This is a genomic window from Streptomyces sp. NPDC087263 (assembly GCF_044744645.1).
Taxonomy (GTDB): Bacteria; Actinomycetota; Actinomycetes; order Streptomycetales; family Streptomycetaceae; genus Streptomyces.
The window spans coordinates 144688-158416 of the sequence record NZ_JBIUYT010000009.1 but is presented as its reverse complement, the minus strand read 5'-3'; the positions used below and the strand labels follow the sequence as shown (position 1 = coordinate 158416).

Here is a 13729-nt window from a genome sequence, read left to right as displayed (position 1 = left end):
AACAGGCAGGAGAGGTCATCGCACGGCCGGCCATTGAACGGACACCGCAACATGAGCGCATCGACCCACCCCGCCGACCCCTTCAGCTCACCCACCCCCGTCCTCTCGGTCAGTCCGGTGGTGCTGCCGGCTCCCGACCGAGCGGTGGACCTGGAGGTACGGGTCTCCGCCCCCGTGACCGGGAACGACCTGCCGGTCATCCTCCTCTCGCACGGGCAGGGCTACTCGAACCACCTCTCCTCCCTGAACGGCTACGCCCCGCTCGCCAACTTCTGGGCGGCCCACGGCTTCGTCGTGATCCAGCCCACCCATCTGAGCTCCAGGACGCTGAGCCTGGATCCCGAGACCCCGGGGGCGCCGCTGTTCTGGCGTTCACGGGCCGAGGACATGAAGCGCATCCTCGACCAGCTCGACGTGATCGAGGCCGCCGTACCGCAGCTGGCCGGACGCCTGGACCGGAGCAAGGTCGCCGTGGCCGGGCACTCGATGGGCGGGCACACCGCGAGCCTGCTCCTTGGCGCCCGTCTCACCGATCCGGAGGACGGAACGGTGGTGGACCTGGCCGACTCCCGGGTCAAGGCGGGCGTACTGCTTGCCTCGCCCGGCAGGGGCGGCGATGCCGTCAGCGAGTTCGTGGCCGAGAACTACTCCTTCTTCCTGACCATGGACTTCACCGAGATGGCGACGCCCGCGCTCGTCGTCGCAGGCGACAAGGACACCTCCACCCACCTGACGGTCGCGGGCGCGGACTGGCACGCCGATCCGTACGTCCTGTCCCCCGGCCCCAAGTCCCTGCTCACCTTGTTCGACGCGGAGCACGGGCTCGGCGGGGTCTCCGGATACGACGTCGCCGAGACCACGGACGAGAACCCGGCGCGAGTGGCCGCGGTCCAGCGGCTCACCTGGGCCTACCTCCGCAGCGAGCTCAACCCGGGAGACACCGCCTGGCAGACGGCGCGCGACGCGCTGGCGGCCGGCCCCGACCCGCTCGGCCGCATCGAATCGAAGTAGGCCGGATGCTCCCTAGACCAACTGCACCCTGCGGTCCAGAACGGCCGAATGAATACCGACGGACGTCTCCCGCATGTACGCCGTCCGCAGTTCGTGCGCTTTCCGGTATTCCTCGGTCGCGAGGGCCTCGCGCATCTCCTTCTCCGACTCGAAGCCGATCCGCACGATCGCGTCGATCGGCTCCTCCGCCCCGTCCGCCACGAGGTCCGTCAGGTAGTACTGGACGTACTCCTTGACCTGGGGAAGTGCCACATAGGTCGGTCCGTACTCCAGTTCCATGAACCGGCGGAAGTCCTCCGTGGAAACCTCCGGACGCTTTCTGATCACCGTCATCAGTCTGAGCATGCCGCCACCACCTTCCTGAACACCTGTTCATTGCACGCTACCATGAACGGGTGTTCAATGAATCAGTGACCAAGACAGACACCCGCGACCTGCGCTCCGAGCTCGTTGCCGCCGCGATCGGCATGCTGGCGGAGCCCCAGGCGGTGGCCGTTCCGTCGCTGCGCTCGATCGCCCGGGCCTGCGGGGTGGCCCCCTCGGCCGTGTACTGGCACTTCCCCTCCGAGGCGGACCTGCGCTCCGCGGTGCTCGACGCCGAATACACCTCGCTGGTCGAAGCGGTCGAGTCGGCCCTCGACGCCACGGACGAGGCCGACAGCCAGCTGGTCGTGGCCGGCGACGCCTACATCGCCTGGGGCGCCGCCCACCCGGGCGCGTACCAGCTCCTGTTCGAGAGCAATGACGCACTGCCGGAGACCAGAGCCGCGCACGGCCCCCGCCTCCAGGCGCGCATCGTCGAACTCGCGCGGCTCGTCGACCCGGACGCGCCCTTCGCCTCCGCGCTCCTGTTGTGGTCGGCATGGCACGGTGTCGTCTCCCTTCGGCTCCACAAGGCCGAGTGGGACTGGGGAATGACCGCACAGGAAGCAAATCGCCGACTGGTTCAAGCATTGGCGACCAGGAGGACCAGTGCCACCGATGCGGACAGGCCCACCGCTCTCTAGGAAGCCGCCTTGCTGGTCGTAGCCATCAACAAGTGGCCGCGGCTGGCACTTTCATCACACGCCCTGACCCTGCTCGTACAACCCGTCGAGCCGGTCCAGGTGTGCCGGCGTCAGCTGGAGCTGTGCGGCAGCGAGGTTCTCCTCCAGGTGGTCGATACGGGCGGTGCCCGGGATCGGGAGGATGACCGGTGAGTGGGCCAGCAGCCAGGCGAGGGAGAGCTGGGTGGGGGTGGCGCCGAGTTCGGATGCCACGGCGGCGACCTCGGCTCTTGCTCCTGAGTCTCCCGCCGCGACCGGCCGCCACGGCAGGAACGCAATGCCCGCCGCCTCACAGGCCGCGAGCACGGGCTCGTACTCGCGGTCGAGGACGTTGTAGCGGTTCTGCACACTGACGATGCCGACGATCTCCCGCGACCGGTCGAGTTCGGTGACGGTGACCTCGGACAGCCCGATCCGGCCCACCTTGCCCTCGTCCCGGAGCTCCCGCAGGGTGCCGAGCTGGTCGGCGAGGGGTGTCTCCGGGTCGATGCGGTGGAGCTGGAGCAGCTCGATCCGGTCGGTGCGCAGCCGGCGGAGGGCCTGGTCGACCTGAGTACGCAGGGTGTCCGGGCGGCCGTCCAGCCCCCATTCCCCCGTTGCCGCCGATCGGGAGACACCGACCTTGGTGGTGATGAGCAGCCCGTCCGGGTAGGGGTGCAGGGCCTCGGCGAGGAGTTCCTCGTTGGCTCCCCAGCCGTACATGTGGGCGGTGTCGATCAGCGTCACACCCAGCTCGACGGCCCGGCGGACGACCGCCACGGCGCCCTCGCGGGCGGGGCCCGGATCGGTCGGCAGGCGCATGGCTCCGAAGCCGAGCCGCCCTACGGTCAGATCCCCACCGATACGGAACGTGCTCTGTGTCATGTACGGCCTCTCCCTCGGCACCCCCAACTTCACCCTCAACCTCATTCGTTCGAGAGGCGGTTCAGCCACTCGGTGAGGAGAGTCGTTTCGGCGAGGGTGAGGGTCGGGGCCGCGGCCTGGCGGAGGAGGGCGTTGAGGCGGGCGGCCGTGGCGGGGACCCTGGCCTCCCCCGCGTCGGGGCCCGATGCCGTACGGGAGTCCATCACGTCCGGCGTGAAGACCGCCGCGTGCACCGCGTCCCGTACCCGCCGCGCCACCGTCCCGTCGGTGAAGGTCGCGGGGCGCGAGACCAGCATCAGGGCGACGCCGACGTTCGCCGACATGATCATCTGGGCGGCGAGTTCCGGGGCGAGGCGCAACTTGCCCTGTTCGGCGGCCCGTTGGAGGTCGGAGGTGAGGATCTGGTGGGACTCCAGGGCCGCGGCCGGGGGTGTGCGCATCGCCGGGGAGTTCATGAGGCGGTAGAGGTTCGGGTTCTGGAGGGCGAACTCGATGTGGGTGTCCCAGCCGTCGCGCAGGTCCTGGACGGGGTCCGTGCCGGGGGTGCGGTGGCGTTTGGCCGCCAGGTACCTTTCCCAGCCGTGGTCGACGACCGCCGACAGCAGGCCCTCCTTGTCGCCGAAGTGGCGGTAGAGGGCCGGAGCGCCGACTCCCGCCGCCTCGCAGACGGCCCGGGTCGAGACATCGCCGTCCGGGGACTCGGCGACCAATGCGGCCGCGACTTCGAGAATGCGCGCCTTCGTACTCACGGTAGCGACGCTAACGGATGCCACTCAGGCCACCTGGTGGGGGGCGAGCAGGTCGTCCAGGCCGATCCGCTTCAGGAATGCGGCGCGTATGCGGTCCGCGACCGCGCTGACCTCCTCGGAGCCGTCGTTCGCCGGGTCGATGTGGACCCGGAACGGGCGCTCGCCGTGCGGGGTGGCGACGACCTCGACGATCGCGTCGGCCACCTGGGACACGTCTGCGTCGGCGGGCGCGAGGGCGGCCAGGCGTTGGGATACCTGGTCCATCAGGCCCGCATAGCGCTCCTCGTACGCGGGGATCACGGTCTGTTCGGAGGGGCGGCCGCCGGTGGCGAAGTGGTTGGTGCCCGAGGTGAAGGAGCCCGGTACGACGATGGTCGTCTCGATGTCGAAGCGGGCGAGCTCGGCGGCGTACGACACCGCGAGCGCGTCCATCGCGGACTTCGCGGCGAAGTACGGCGCCAGGTACGGCGGGGTGCCGCCCCTCGTCGAGGTGGAGCCGACCCACAGCACCAGGCCGTGGCCCTGTGCTCGCAGGTGCGGCAGCGCGGCCCGGTTGACCCGCTGGGTGCCGAGCACGTTCGTGTCGTACACCGCCGCCAGCTCCTCGGGGGTGAAGGCCTCCGTGGGGCCGGTCACCATGTGGCCCGCGTTGTGCACGACCACGTCCAGGCGCCCCGCCTCCGCGAGGATCGTGGCGACGGCCGCGTCCGCCGACTCCTGGGAGAGGACGTCCAGTTCGACCGTACGCAGGTCGACCCGGTGCTCGGCGGCGTACGCCGCGGCCTCCGTGACCCGGTCCGCGTTGCGGCCGGTCATGTCGCGCATCGCGGCGTAGACGGTGTGCCCGGCGCGGGCGAGTGCGCGGGCGGAGAGGGCGCCGAAGCCGGAACCGGCGCCGGTGATCACGATCACCTTGCTCATGACTGAACTCCTGAAGGTCAGAGGGCTGTTGAGGACCAAAAGGCCAGACGACTGTTGGGGACTACGCGATGCCGCCGTTGGCGCGGATCACCTGGCCGTTGATCCAGCGGCCCGCGGGACCGGCGAGGAAGGAGACGACGCCTGCGATGTCCTCGGGGGTGCCCAGACGCTCAAGCGGCGGCTGGGCGGCCATCCGCGCGATGGTCTCCTCGTCCTTGCCGTCCAGGAACAGGGCGGTGGCCGTCGGGCCGGGCGCCACCGCGTTCACCGTGATGTCCCTGCCGCGCATCTCGCGGGCGAGGATCAGGGTGACCGCCTCGACGGCGCCCTTCGTGGCGGCGTACGCGGTATAGCCGGGGATCGCGAGTGCCAGCACGGAGCTGGAGAAGTTGATGATCGCGCCGCCCGCGCGCAACCGCCGCGCGGCCTGCTGGTCGACGACGAACGTGCCGCGGATGTTCGTGCGGTGCATCCGGTCGAGGGCGTCCAGGTCGAGGTCCACGAGCGGGGCCAGCGCCATGACACCGGCCGCGTGGACGACGACGTCGACCCCGCCGTACGTGTTCTCCGCCGCGTCGAAGAGTGCCGCGACCTCGGTCTCGTCGGCCACGTCCGCCCGTACGGCGATCGCCTGCCCGCCGGCCCCGGTGATCGCGGCGACGGCCTTGTCCGCCTCGACCTCGTTGCCCGCGTAGTTGACGACGACCGCGAATCCATCGGCGGCGAGGCGCTCGGCGGTTTCTCGTCCGATACCGCGCGAACCGCCGGTGACGACGGCCACGCGGGCGGCGGCGCTGCTGCTGGGCTGCTCAGTCATGACGTTGCTCCTTGTCGCGGCTGGGGTAGCGGCTTTCGCTCCCCGACAGGAACAACGCTAACACTCAGACGATAGCAGCGCTACCCGTGACCGTAGCGTCGCTACGCCCTAACCATCGACATTGAGCTATGTATGATGACGACATGACGGTCAACATGACGATGAGCCTGCCCGACGACGTGGCCGCCTACGTGAAGGCCAAGGGCAACGCCTCGGCGTACACCGCCCGGATACTGCGCCGCCAGATGCTCGCCGAGGAGCTGGAGAGGTCCGCGCGGGTGCGGGCCGAGGCCGGGATCGTCACCACCGCCGCGGAGCCCGCCGAGAGCGAGGACGCCACTCTGGAGCGCTGGGCACGGGTGGCCGGCCGGTGAAGCGCGGACACGTCTACCAGCTGTCCTTCGCCGGAGGTCCCGCACATGTCCTGGTGATCTCGTCCGATGCCCTGAACGCGCAGAACAAGACCGCCACCTGCGTACTGATCTACCCGCAGCAGGTGCGCGAGGCGACACTCGTCGACATTCCGGTCAGTACCCCCTCGTCGGGCACCGTCATCCTCGGCGAATTCCGCACTTTGTCGGCCCCTCGATACACCGAAGACCTGGGCCCCGTGGACGAACGGGTCATGGAAGCCGTCGAGATCGGGCTCCGAGCAGTCTTCGACCTGTAGCCATGCAGGGCTCGACCTGCTCACCCCTGCCACACGATCGCCTGCACCTCGCTGTACGCGTGCAGCGCGTACGACCCCACGTCCCGGCCCACCCCGCTCTTCTTGAACCCGCCGAACGGGGCCTCCATGTTCCGGCCGACGGTGTTGACGCCGACGCCGCCCGCGCGGAGGCGGCGGGCCACTCGGAAGGCGCGGGCGATGTCGCCGGACCAGACGTAGTCGATGAGGCCGTAGTCGCTGTCGTTGGCGAGGGTGATGGCCTCCTCCTCGTCGTCGAAGGGGACGACCACGACGACGGGGCCGAAGATCTCCTCGCGGACCACCCGCATGTCCGGGGTGCAGTCGGCGAGAAGGGTGGGGGCCACGTAGAAGCCGCGCTCGAGAGGGGGCCGTACGCCGCCCGCGACGACCCGGGCGCCTTCCTTGCGGCCGAGTTCGACGTAGGACTCGACCCGGTCGCGATGGGCCGCGGAGATGACCGGGCCGACCACCGTGCCAGGGGACCGTGGATCCCCAACCTTCAAGTGATCGGCGTACGCGGCCAGTTGCTCCACGAGCCGGTCATGTACACCCCGCTGCACCAGTACCCGCGTCGGCGCCGTGCAGATCTGCCCGCTGTAGAAGGAGAACGTCGTCCCGATCCCCGACACCGCCGACTTCAGGTCCGCGTCGTCGAAGACGACCGCCGCGCCCTTGCCGCCCAGCTCCATCAACTGCCGCTTCATGCCGCGCCCGCACACCTCGGCGATGCGCTGCCCGACGGCGGTCGAGCCGGTGAAGCTGACCATGTCGACGTCCCGAGAGTCGACCGCCGCCTCACCGACCTCCACCTCTGTGCCGCTGACGACGTTCACGACGCCCGGCGGGACGCCCGCCGCCTCCAGGGCCTCCGCCATCCGGTACACGGAGAGGGGGTCCTGCGGGGCGGGCTTCACGAGCACCGTGTTGCCCATGGCGAGGGCGGGGGCGATCTTGCCCGCCGGGTTGGCCCAGGGGTTGTTGTACGAGGTGATGCAGGTGACGACGCCGACGGGCTGGCGGACGGCCAGGGCGCCCATGACGGCCGCCCCGCCGAACGGCCCGGCCTCGTTGATCTGCGGCGGCAGCGGCTGCTCGACGGGTTCGACCTTCGCGTACCGGCGGAAACGGGCCATGCCGACGCCCACCTGCATCGCGCGGGCGGTCCCGGTGGTGGCGCCGCTCTCGGCCCGGGCGAGTTCGGCGTACGGGAGGAGGTTGCGGCGGATGATGCCGGCCGCCTTGGCGAGGATGGCGGCACGCTCCTCGGCCGGCGTGCGCGACCACGGCCCGAAGGCCTCGCGGGCCGCGGCGGCGGCCGCGTACACCTGCTCCCGCGAGGCCTCCGGCGCCCGCCCGACGACGCCCTCGGTCGCCGGGTCGGTCACCTCGTAGAACCCGTTGTCGGGCTCCACCCACGAGCCGGCGATGAACAACCGCTGCTCTTCGTGGGTCACTTGGTGCTCACCGTCTGCGTGTCCCGCCCGGACCTGAGCACCTTCCCCGGCACCGCACCCGTCACCTCGTCGCCCCGGATCGCCTCAACCCCGTTGACCCAGACAGCTGTTATGCCGATCGCCTTCGAGTCGAGGCGCGGACTGTCACCCGGCAGGTCGTGCACCAGGGTGGCCTTGCCGGCGTCGATCCGTTCCGGGTCGAAGAGGACGAGATCCGCATGCCAGCCCACCTCCAGACGCCCCCGCTGCCGCAGGCCGAAGAGCCGCGCCGGGTCGTCCGTCAGCATCTTCACGGCCTGTTCCAGCGTGACGAGCTTCCGCCCGCGCAGACAGTCACCGATGAAACGGGTCGTGTACGGGGCCCCGCACATGCGGTCCAGATGGGCGCCCGCGTCGGAGCCGCCGAGCATGACGTCCTCGTGCCGCCAGGTCTCCTGGCGCAGCGCCCACGAGTCGGGGTCGTTGTCGGTCGGCATCGGCCACAGCACCGTACGCATGTCGTCGGCCGCGCAGATCTCCACGAGGCACTCGAAGGGCTCCTGGCCGCGCTCGGCGGCGATGTCGTTGACGACCCGTCCCGTGAGGCCCTCGTTCGCGGCGCTGTAGGTGTCCCCGATGACGTACCGCCCGAAGTCGGTGAGCCGCCGGAAGACGCCCGCTTCCTTGCCGGCGGCCCGGCGCAGCATCTCGGCGCGCACGTCCGGGTCGCGCAGGCGGGCGATCCGCTCGGGTACGGGGAGGGCCAGCACCTCGCCCCAGCCGGGAATGAGGTTCAGCGCGCAGAAGGTGCCGAGCGACATGTTCATGGGGGTGAGGATCGGCATGGTGAGCGCGACGATGCGGCCACCGGACTTGCGGGCGCGTTCGCTCGCCTCCAGCTGCCGCGGGACGCGCTCGGGGACGGCGGCGTCGATCGTCAGCACGTTCCAGTTCAGCGGACGGCCCGCCGCCGCGCTCATCTCCACGAACAGATCGATCTCGTCGTCGCTGAACTGGTCGAGGCAGCCCGCGACGATCGCCTCGATCTGCGTGCCCTCGTGCTCGCCGACCGCCCGGGAAAGGGCCAGCAGTTCGGCGGGTTTCGCGTGCCGCGAGGCGACCGGCTGCCCGTCGCCGTCGGAGTGCGTGGAGGACTGGGTGGTGGACAGCCCCCATGCTCCGGCGGCCATCGCCTGATGGAAGAGCCGCAGCATCTCCTGGAGTTGCTCCTCGGTCGGCTGCCCGCCCACCGCATCCGCCCCCATCACATACCGCCGCAGCGCACAATGCCCCACCATGAAGCCCGCGTTGACGGCGATCCGCCCCTCCAGGGCGTCCAGGTACTCCCCGAAGCCGTGCCAGTTCCAGGGCGCACCCTCCTCCAGGGCGACCAGGGACATGCCCTCGACCCTGGACAGCATGCGGCGCGTGTAGTCGGCGTCCTCGGGCCGGTCGGGGTTCAACGGGGCAAGGGTGAAGCCGCAGTTGCCGCCCGCGACGGTCGTCACCCCGTGGTTCAGGGACGGGGTGGCGTACGGGTCCCAGAAGAGCTGGGCGTCGTAGTGCGTGTGCGGGTCGACGAAGCCGGGGGCGAGGACGAGCCCGTGAGCGTCCTCGTTCGTCCTCGCGTCCTCCGTCACCGCCCCGATGACCGCGATACGGCCGTTCCGTATCCCCACGTCGGCGGTGTACGCGGGTGCACCGCTCCCGTCCACGACGGTCGCGCCCCTGATCAGATGGTCGAGCATCGCGCGGGAACCCCCTAGACGGCGTTACGGAACCGGGTCGTCCGATGCACCGGATCCGTGTCGATCTTCGGAATCACGTGCTCGCCGATCAGCCTGATCGACTGGAGGGTGTCTTCCGGGGAGATCCCGATCGGCATCCCGAAGCTGAGCTGGTCCGCGCCCGCCTGCTCCCACCGCTTGCACTGGGTGAGCACCTCGGCCGGGTCGCCGCAGATCAACAGCTCCTCGGAGATGAGGAGTTCGATGATCTCCTCGTTGAACTCGGGGAGCGTCTCCGGCCAGACGGGGAAGCCGTCGGGCCGCGGGAAGGTGTCGTGGTAGCGGAAGACGAGCGACTGGAGGTAGTGCAGCCCGCCACCGGCGGCGATCCGTACGGCCTCCGCGTGCGTCGGCGCGCAGATGGCCGTCGAGGTCACCATCACGTTGTCGTTGACGAAGTCCCCGACCGGCTGGGCGTCCACGATCGCCGTCTTGTACTGCTCAAGGACCCACTCCATGTCGGAGACCTTCTGCACACTGAAGCCGAGGACCCCGAGCCCCTTGCGGGCGGCCATCGCGTACGAGGGCGGCGACCCGGCGGCGTACCACATGGCGGGGTGCGACTTCCCGTACGGTTTGGGGAAGATCTTGCGCGGCGGGAGCTGCCAGTGCTTGCCCTGGAACCCGGGGTACTCCTCCTGGAGCCACATCTTCGGGAACTCGGCAATGGTCTCTTCCCAGATCTCCTTGGTGTAGTTCATGTCGGTGACGCCGGGTATGAAGCCGAGGATCTCGTGCGATCCCGCGCCCCGGCCGCTGCCGAACTCGAAGCGGCCTTCGCTGAGATGGTCGAGCATGGCGACCTTCTCGGCGACCTTCACCGGGTGGTTGACCTGGGCGAGCGGGTTGAAGATCCCGGAGCCGAGGTGGATGCGCTCGGTGGCGTGCGCGAGATAGCCGAGGAAGACGTCATTGGCCGAGAGGTGCGAGTACTCCTCCAGGAAGTGGTGCTCGGACGCCCAGGCGTACTTGAAGCCGGACTTGTCCGCCTGGATGACGTACTCGGTCTCCTCCATCAGCGCCTTGTGCTCCGCGAGCGGATCGGTCTCGGCCCGCTTGCCCACGTATCCCTGTACAAAGAGCCCGAATTCCAAGGAGGTTCACCGTCCCCACATCTCTGTCATCTATCTGACGTACCGTCAGATTCACCTGTCGCCGACTGTTCCACCGCGCCCTTGAGGCGTCAATAGCTGACGTCGCGTCAGCTGCGGGTGTGGGAGGTCAGATGACGCTCACCCCCGCCAGCCACCCCCCGTCGATCACGAACGGCTGCCCGGTGATGTACGAGGAGTCCTCGCCGGAGAGGAAGAGGACGAGCCGGGCCACCTCCTCCGGCCTCCCGATCCGGCCGAGCGGCACGAGCTTGCGGTACAGCGCGTCGACCGCTCCCGAGGACGCCGTACCGCCGGCGGGGTCGCCGTCCGGGTCGAGCAGCGCCGGGTTGCTCATGGCGGTGTCGATGGCCCCCGGGCAGACGGCGTTGACCCGGATCCCCTTGGCCGCGAGCTCCAGCGCGGCCACCCGGGTCAGCCCCACGATGGCGTGCTTGGTCGCGGAGTAGGCGCCCACCCAGGCCATCCCGGTGAGCCCGGCGTACGAGGCGGTGTTCACGATGGTGCCCCCGCCCGCCGCCGCGATCTCGGGCGCGACGGTCTTGATCCCGAGGAAGACGCCGACCTGATTGACCTGCACGATCTGCTGGAACTCGTCGAGAGGGGTGTTGACCAGCTCGTTGAAGCGCAGGATGCCGGCGTTGTTGACGAGCCCGTCGATCCTCCCGTACGCGTCCCTGGCCACAGCGACGGCGGCCTGCCAGTCGGCCTGCTGGCTCACGTCGAGGTGCACGTACCGCGCGCCGATCTCCTTGGCCAGGGCCTCCCCCTGATCGTCCAGCACATCCGCGAGAAGGACCCGCGCCCCCTCCGCGACGAAGAGCCGCGCCTCCTGCTCGCCCTGCCCGCGCGCCGCACCCGTGATCAGGACGACGCGTCCGTCCAGCTTGCCCATGGCTCTCCGTAAGTTGTCGGGCGGCCCGGGGGGGCCGGATGTGGCTCATGGCTCCTTCAGCCGAGGTGCGGCCTGTGGCTCCTTCAGCCGAGGTGCGGCTCATAGCTCCTTCAGCCGAGGTGCGGAGCGACTTCGGTGCCGAACGCCGCGATCTGGTCGGTGAGTTCGGCGCGGCTCCGGCTGCGGAAACGCACCTGTATCTGGTGCACACCCATCGCGCGGTATGCCCGCAGCGACTCGGCGAGCACCTCGGGCGCCCCGTGCAGGGTGCGCCGCCCGACGTCCCAGCCGGGCTCACCGACGTACAGCGGCTCGGTGATGGCGCCGATGGTGACGGGGTTCTCGATCCCCGCGTCCTGCCTGATCCTGCGGAGCTTGGCGATCTGCTCCGGCAGCCGGTCACGCGGATCGCCCTGCGGCAGCCACCCGTCCCCGCGCAGCGCGGCCCGGCGTACGGCGGGGGGTGAGGACCCGCCGACCCAGATCGGCACGTGTTCCTGCGCGGGCCTGGGCAGCTGGCCGAGCCCCTCGAAGTCGTACAACTTGCCGTGGTGCACGGGGAATTCATCCGGCCCCAGCGCGGCCCTGAGCGCGTCGATCGACTCGTCGAGGACCACCCCCCGCCGCTCGAAGTCCACCCCGAGCACCTCGAACTCCTCCTGTACGTGCCCGGCCCCGACCCCGAGAATCAGCCGCCCGCCGCTCAGGTGGTCGAGCGTCGCGTACTGCTTCGCGGTGGCCAGCGGGTGGCGCAGCCCGACGATCGCGACGTGACTGAGCAGCCGTACGCGCTCGGTCACGCCCGCGAGGAGGGCGAGGGTCGCGACGGGGTCGTACCAGACGGTGCTCATCGCGCTCGCGAGACGGCGCGGGATGGCGACGTGGTCGCAGCTCGCGAGATACGCGAAGCCGGAGCGGTCGGCGGCGCGGGCGATCTCGACGAGGTCGGCCGGTTTCGCGTCCGCCTCCCACGGCTCGGCGTAGATGGTGCTCTGCGACTGGATCGGGAGCTGCATCCCGTAGGCGAGTCGCCCTTCCGGCGGTATGTGCATCGGCACCCCTTGGCTGATGGGCCGTCATTTCACGGCCCATAGTCGTAGCTGACGGACCGTCAGACAAGAGGCATGCATCCTCTTACGGGACCCAGAGGCCGTCCCCTGCCAGCCCCGTTACGGGACCCAGAGGCCGTCCCCTGCCAGCCCCAACAGCTCGATCGCGTTGCGTCGTACGATCCGGTCGACGACATCCGCGTCGAGGTGGCCCATCTGCGCCTCGCCGACCTCCCTGGACTTCGGCCAGGTGGAGTCGGAGTGCGGGTAGTCGGTCTCGTAGAGGACGTTCCCGACCCCGATGGCGTCGAGGTTCTTAAGGCCGAAGGCGTCGTCGAAGAAGCAGCCGTAGACGTGCTCGGTGAAGAGTTCGGACGGCGGCCGGTGGACCTTGTCGGCGACGCCGCCCCACCCGCGGTTCTCCTCCCAGACCACGTCGGCGCGTTCGAGGATGTACGGGATCCAGCCGATCTGCCCTTCCGCGTACATGACCTTGAGCCTCGGGAAGCGTTCGAACTTCCCGCTCATCAGCCAGTCCACCATCGAGAAGCAGCAGTTGGCGAAGGTGATGGTGGAGCCGACGGCGGGCGGGGCGTCGGCGGAGGTGGACGGCATCCTGCTGCTGGACCCGATGTGCATGGCGATGACCGTGCCGGTCTCGTCGCAGGCGGCGAGGAAGGGGTCCCAGTCGTCGGTGTGGACGGACGGCAGTCCGAGGTGGGGCGGGATCTCGGAGAAGGCCACGGCGCGTACGCCACGGGCGGCGTTGCGGCGCACCTCCTCCGCCGCGAGCTGCGGATCCCAGAGGGGAATGAGGGTGAGCGGTATCAACCGCCCCTGGGCGTCAGGACCGCACCACTCCTCCACCATCCAGTCGTTGTAGGCCCGCACGCACAGCAGACCCAGCTCATGGTCCTTGGCCTCGGTGAAGGTCTGGCCGCAGAAGCGGGGGAAGGTCGGGAAACAGAGGGCGGACTGGACATGGTTGACGTCCATGTCGGCGAGGCGCTGCGGTACGTCGTACGAACCGGGCCGCATCTGCTCGTACGTGATGACCTCGAGCTTGATCTCGTCCCTGTCGTATCCGACCGCGGTGTCGAGGCGGGTGAGGGGCCGGTGGAGGTCCTCGTACACCCACCAGTCCCCTATCGGCCCGTCGTCGCCCGGGTTGCCCATGACGGGCGCGAACTTGCCGCCGAGGAAGCTCATTTCCCTCAGTGGCGCGCGGAGGATCCGCGGGCCTCGGTCCTGGTACTTCGACGGGAGCCGGTCCCGCCAGACGTTGGGGGGCTCCACCGTGTGGTCGTCCACCGAGATGATCTTCGGGAAGGTCTCCATACTCTGTACGGTAGCG

15 protein-coding genes are annotated in these 13729 nt (G+C 69.7%); 4 read left to right on the top strand and 11 right to left on the bottom strand.

What is annotated here, in order from left to right:
* Positions 1-51: 51 nt before the first annotated feature.
* The gene (locus ACIPC1_RS28190) at positions 52-1011 is read left to right on the top strand and encodes an alpha/beta hydrolase family protein (RefSeq protein ID WP_402521760.1); all 960 of its coding nucleotides are present in this window, start codon (positions 52-54) and stop codon (positions 1009-1011) included.
* Positions 1012-1023: 12 nt separating this feature from the next.
* Here ACIPC1_RS28190 and ACIPC1_RS28185 read toward each other — a convergent pair whose 3' ends face one another.
* Positions 1024-1344, bottom strand: coding sequence for an EthD domain-containing protein (locus ACIPC1_RS28185; RefSeq protein ID WP_402521758.1), 321 nt, complete (start codon positions 1342-1344; stop codon positions 1024-1026).
* 77 nt (positions 1345-1421) lie between these two features.
* On the opposite strand from ACIPC1_RS28185, the gene ACIPC1_RS28180 reads away from it, so the two are divergent.
* Positions 1422-2018, top strand: coding sequence for a TetR/AcrR family transcriptional regulator (locus tag ACIPC1_RS28180; RefSeq protein ID WP_402521756.1), 597 nt, complete (start codon positions 1422-1424; stop codon positions 2016-2018).
* A 54-nt stretch (positions 2019-2072) separates the two neighbouring features.
* On the opposite strand, the gene ACIPC1_RS28175 is transcribed toward ACIPC1_RS28180, so the two are convergent.
* The 4 genes from ACIPC1_RS28175 to ACIPC1_RS28160 form a co-directional block, all read right to left on the bottom strand.
* Positions 2073-2921, bottom strand: a complete 849-nt coding sequence (locus ACIPC1_RS28175) for an aldo/keto reductase (RefSeq protein WP_402521754.1) — start codon at positions 2919-2921, stop codon at positions 2073-2075.
* Between the two features lie 41 nt (positions 2922-2962).
* Positions 2963-3670 carry a TetR/AcrR family transcriptional regulator gene (locus ACIPC1_RS28170; protein ID WP_402521751.1) on the bottom strand — a complete coding sequence of 236 codons (708 nt, stop codon included), beginning with the start codon at positions 3668-3670 and terminating at the stop codon, positions 2963-2965.
* Between the two features lie 24 nt (positions 3671-3694).
* Entirely contained in the window at positions 3695-4591 is an 897-nt protein-coding gene (locus ACIPC1_RS28165; RefSeq protein ID WP_402521749.1) for an SDR family NAD(P)-dependent oxidoreductase, read from the bottom strand.
* Positions 4592-4652: 61 nt separating this feature from the next.
* A complete protein-coding gene (locus ACIPC1_RS28160) occupies positions 4653-5408 on the bottom strand; it encodes an SDR family oxidoreductase (protein ID WP_402521747.1) in 756 nt (251 codons plus the stop codon).
* Between the two features lie 143 nt (positions 5409-5551).
* On the opposite strand from ACIPC1_RS28160, the gene ACIPC1_RS28155 reads away from it, so the two are divergent.
* A complete protein-coding gene (locus ACIPC1_RS28155) occupies positions 5552-5782 on the top strand; it encodes a hypothetical protein (protein WP_402521745.1) in 231 nt (76 codons plus the stop codon).
* Positions 5779-6078, top strand: a complete 300-nt coding sequence (locus ACIPC1_RS28150) for a type II toxin-antitoxin system PemK/MazF family toxin (RefSeq protein ID WP_402521742.1) — start codon at positions 5779-5781, stop codon at positions 6076-6078. The genes ACIPC1_RS28155 and ACIPC1_RS28150 overlap by 4 nt, the downstream gene beginning before the upstream one ends.
* A 20-nt stretch (positions 6079-6098) precedes the next feature.
* Here the strand turns inward: ACIPC1_RS28150 and ACIPC1_RS28145 are convergent, their stop codons facing one another.
* The 6 genes from ACIPC1_RS28145 to ACIPC1_RS28120 form a co-directional block, all read right to left on the bottom strand.
* Positions 6099-7553, bottom strand: a complete 1455-nt coding sequence (locus ACIPC1_RS28145) for an aldehyde dehydrogenase family protein (RefSeq protein WP_402521739.1) — start codon at positions 7551-7553, stop codon at positions 6099-6101.
* Positions 7550-9280 carry an amidohydrolase family protein gene (locus tag ACIPC1_RS28140; RefSeq protein WP_402521737.1) on the bottom strand — a complete coding sequence of 577 codons (1731 nt, stop codon included), beginning with the start codon at positions 9278-9280 and terminating at the stop codon, positions 7550-7552. The genes ACIPC1_RS28145 and ACIPC1_RS28140 overlap by 4 nt, the downstream gene beginning before the upstream one ends.
* Positions 9281-9294: 14 nt before the next feature.
* Complete coding sequence (locus ACIPC1_RS28135; protein WP_402521735.1) at positions 9295-10413, bottom strand: LLM class flavin-dependent oxidoreductase; 1119 nt, start codon at positions 10411-10413, stop codon at positions 9295-9297.
* A 127-nt stretch (positions 10414-10540) separates the two neighbouring features.
* Positions 10541-11326, bottom strand: coding sequence for an SDR family NAD(P)-dependent oxidoreductase (locus ACIPC1_RS28130; protein WP_402521733.1), 786 nt, complete (start codon positions 11324-11326; stop codon positions 10541-10543).
* Positions 11327-11436: 110 nt separating this feature from the next.
* Positions 11437-12378, bottom strand: coding sequence for an LLM class F420-dependent oxidoreductase (locus ACIPC1_RS28125; protein WP_402521731.1), 942 nt, complete (start codon positions 12376-12378; stop codon positions 11437-11439).
* A gap of 117 nt (positions 12379-12495) precedes the next feature.
* Entirely contained in the window at positions 12496-13713 is a 1218-nt protein-coding gene (locus ACIPC1_RS28120; RefSeq protein ID WP_402521729.1) for an amidohydrolase family protein, read from the bottom strand.
* Positions 13714-13729: the final 16 nt, after the last annotated feature.

Coding starts and splice junctions, on each gene's coding strand:
- ACIPC1_RS28160 (WP_402521747.1), bottom strand. CDS start 5,408: ATGACTGAGCAGCCCAGCAGCAGCGCCGCCGCCCGCGTGGCCGTCGTC.
- ACIPC1_RS28175 (WP_402521754.1), bottom strand. CDS start 2,921: ATGACACAGAGCACGTTCCGTATCGGTGGGGATCTGACCGTAGGGCGG.
- ACIPC1_RS28165 (WP_402521749.1), bottom strand. CDS start 4,591: ATGAGCAAGGTGATCGTGATCACCGGCGCCGGTTCCGGCTTCGGCGCC.
- ACIPC1_RS28140 (WP_402521737.1), bottom strand. CDS start 9,280: ATGCTCGACCATCTGATCAGGGGCGCGACCGTCGTGGACGGGAGCGGT.
- ACIPC1_RS28125 (WP_402521731.1), bottom strand. CDS start 12,378: ATGCACATACCGCCGGAAGGGCGACTCGCCTACGGGATGCAGCTCCCG.
- ACIPC1_RS28185 (WP_402521758.1), bottom strand. CDS start 1,344: ATGACGGTGATCAGAAAGCGTCCGGAGGTTTCCACGGAGGACTTCCGC.
- ACIPC1_RS28120 (WP_402521729.1), bottom strand. CDS start 13,713: ATGGAGACCTTCCCGAAGATCATCTCGGTGGACGACCACACGGTGGAG.
- ACIPC1_RS28155 (WP_402521745.1), top strand. CDS start 5,552: ATGACGGTCAACATGACGATGAGCCTGCCCGACGACGTGGCCGCCTAC.
- ACIPC1_RS28130 (WP_402521733.1), bottom strand. CDS start 11,326: ATGGGCAAGCTGGACGGACGCGTCGTCCTGATCACGGGTGCGGCGCGC.
- ACIPC1_RS28190 (WP_402521760.1), top strand. CDS start 52: ATGAGCGCATCGACCCACCCCGCCGACCCCTTCAGCTCACCCACCCCC.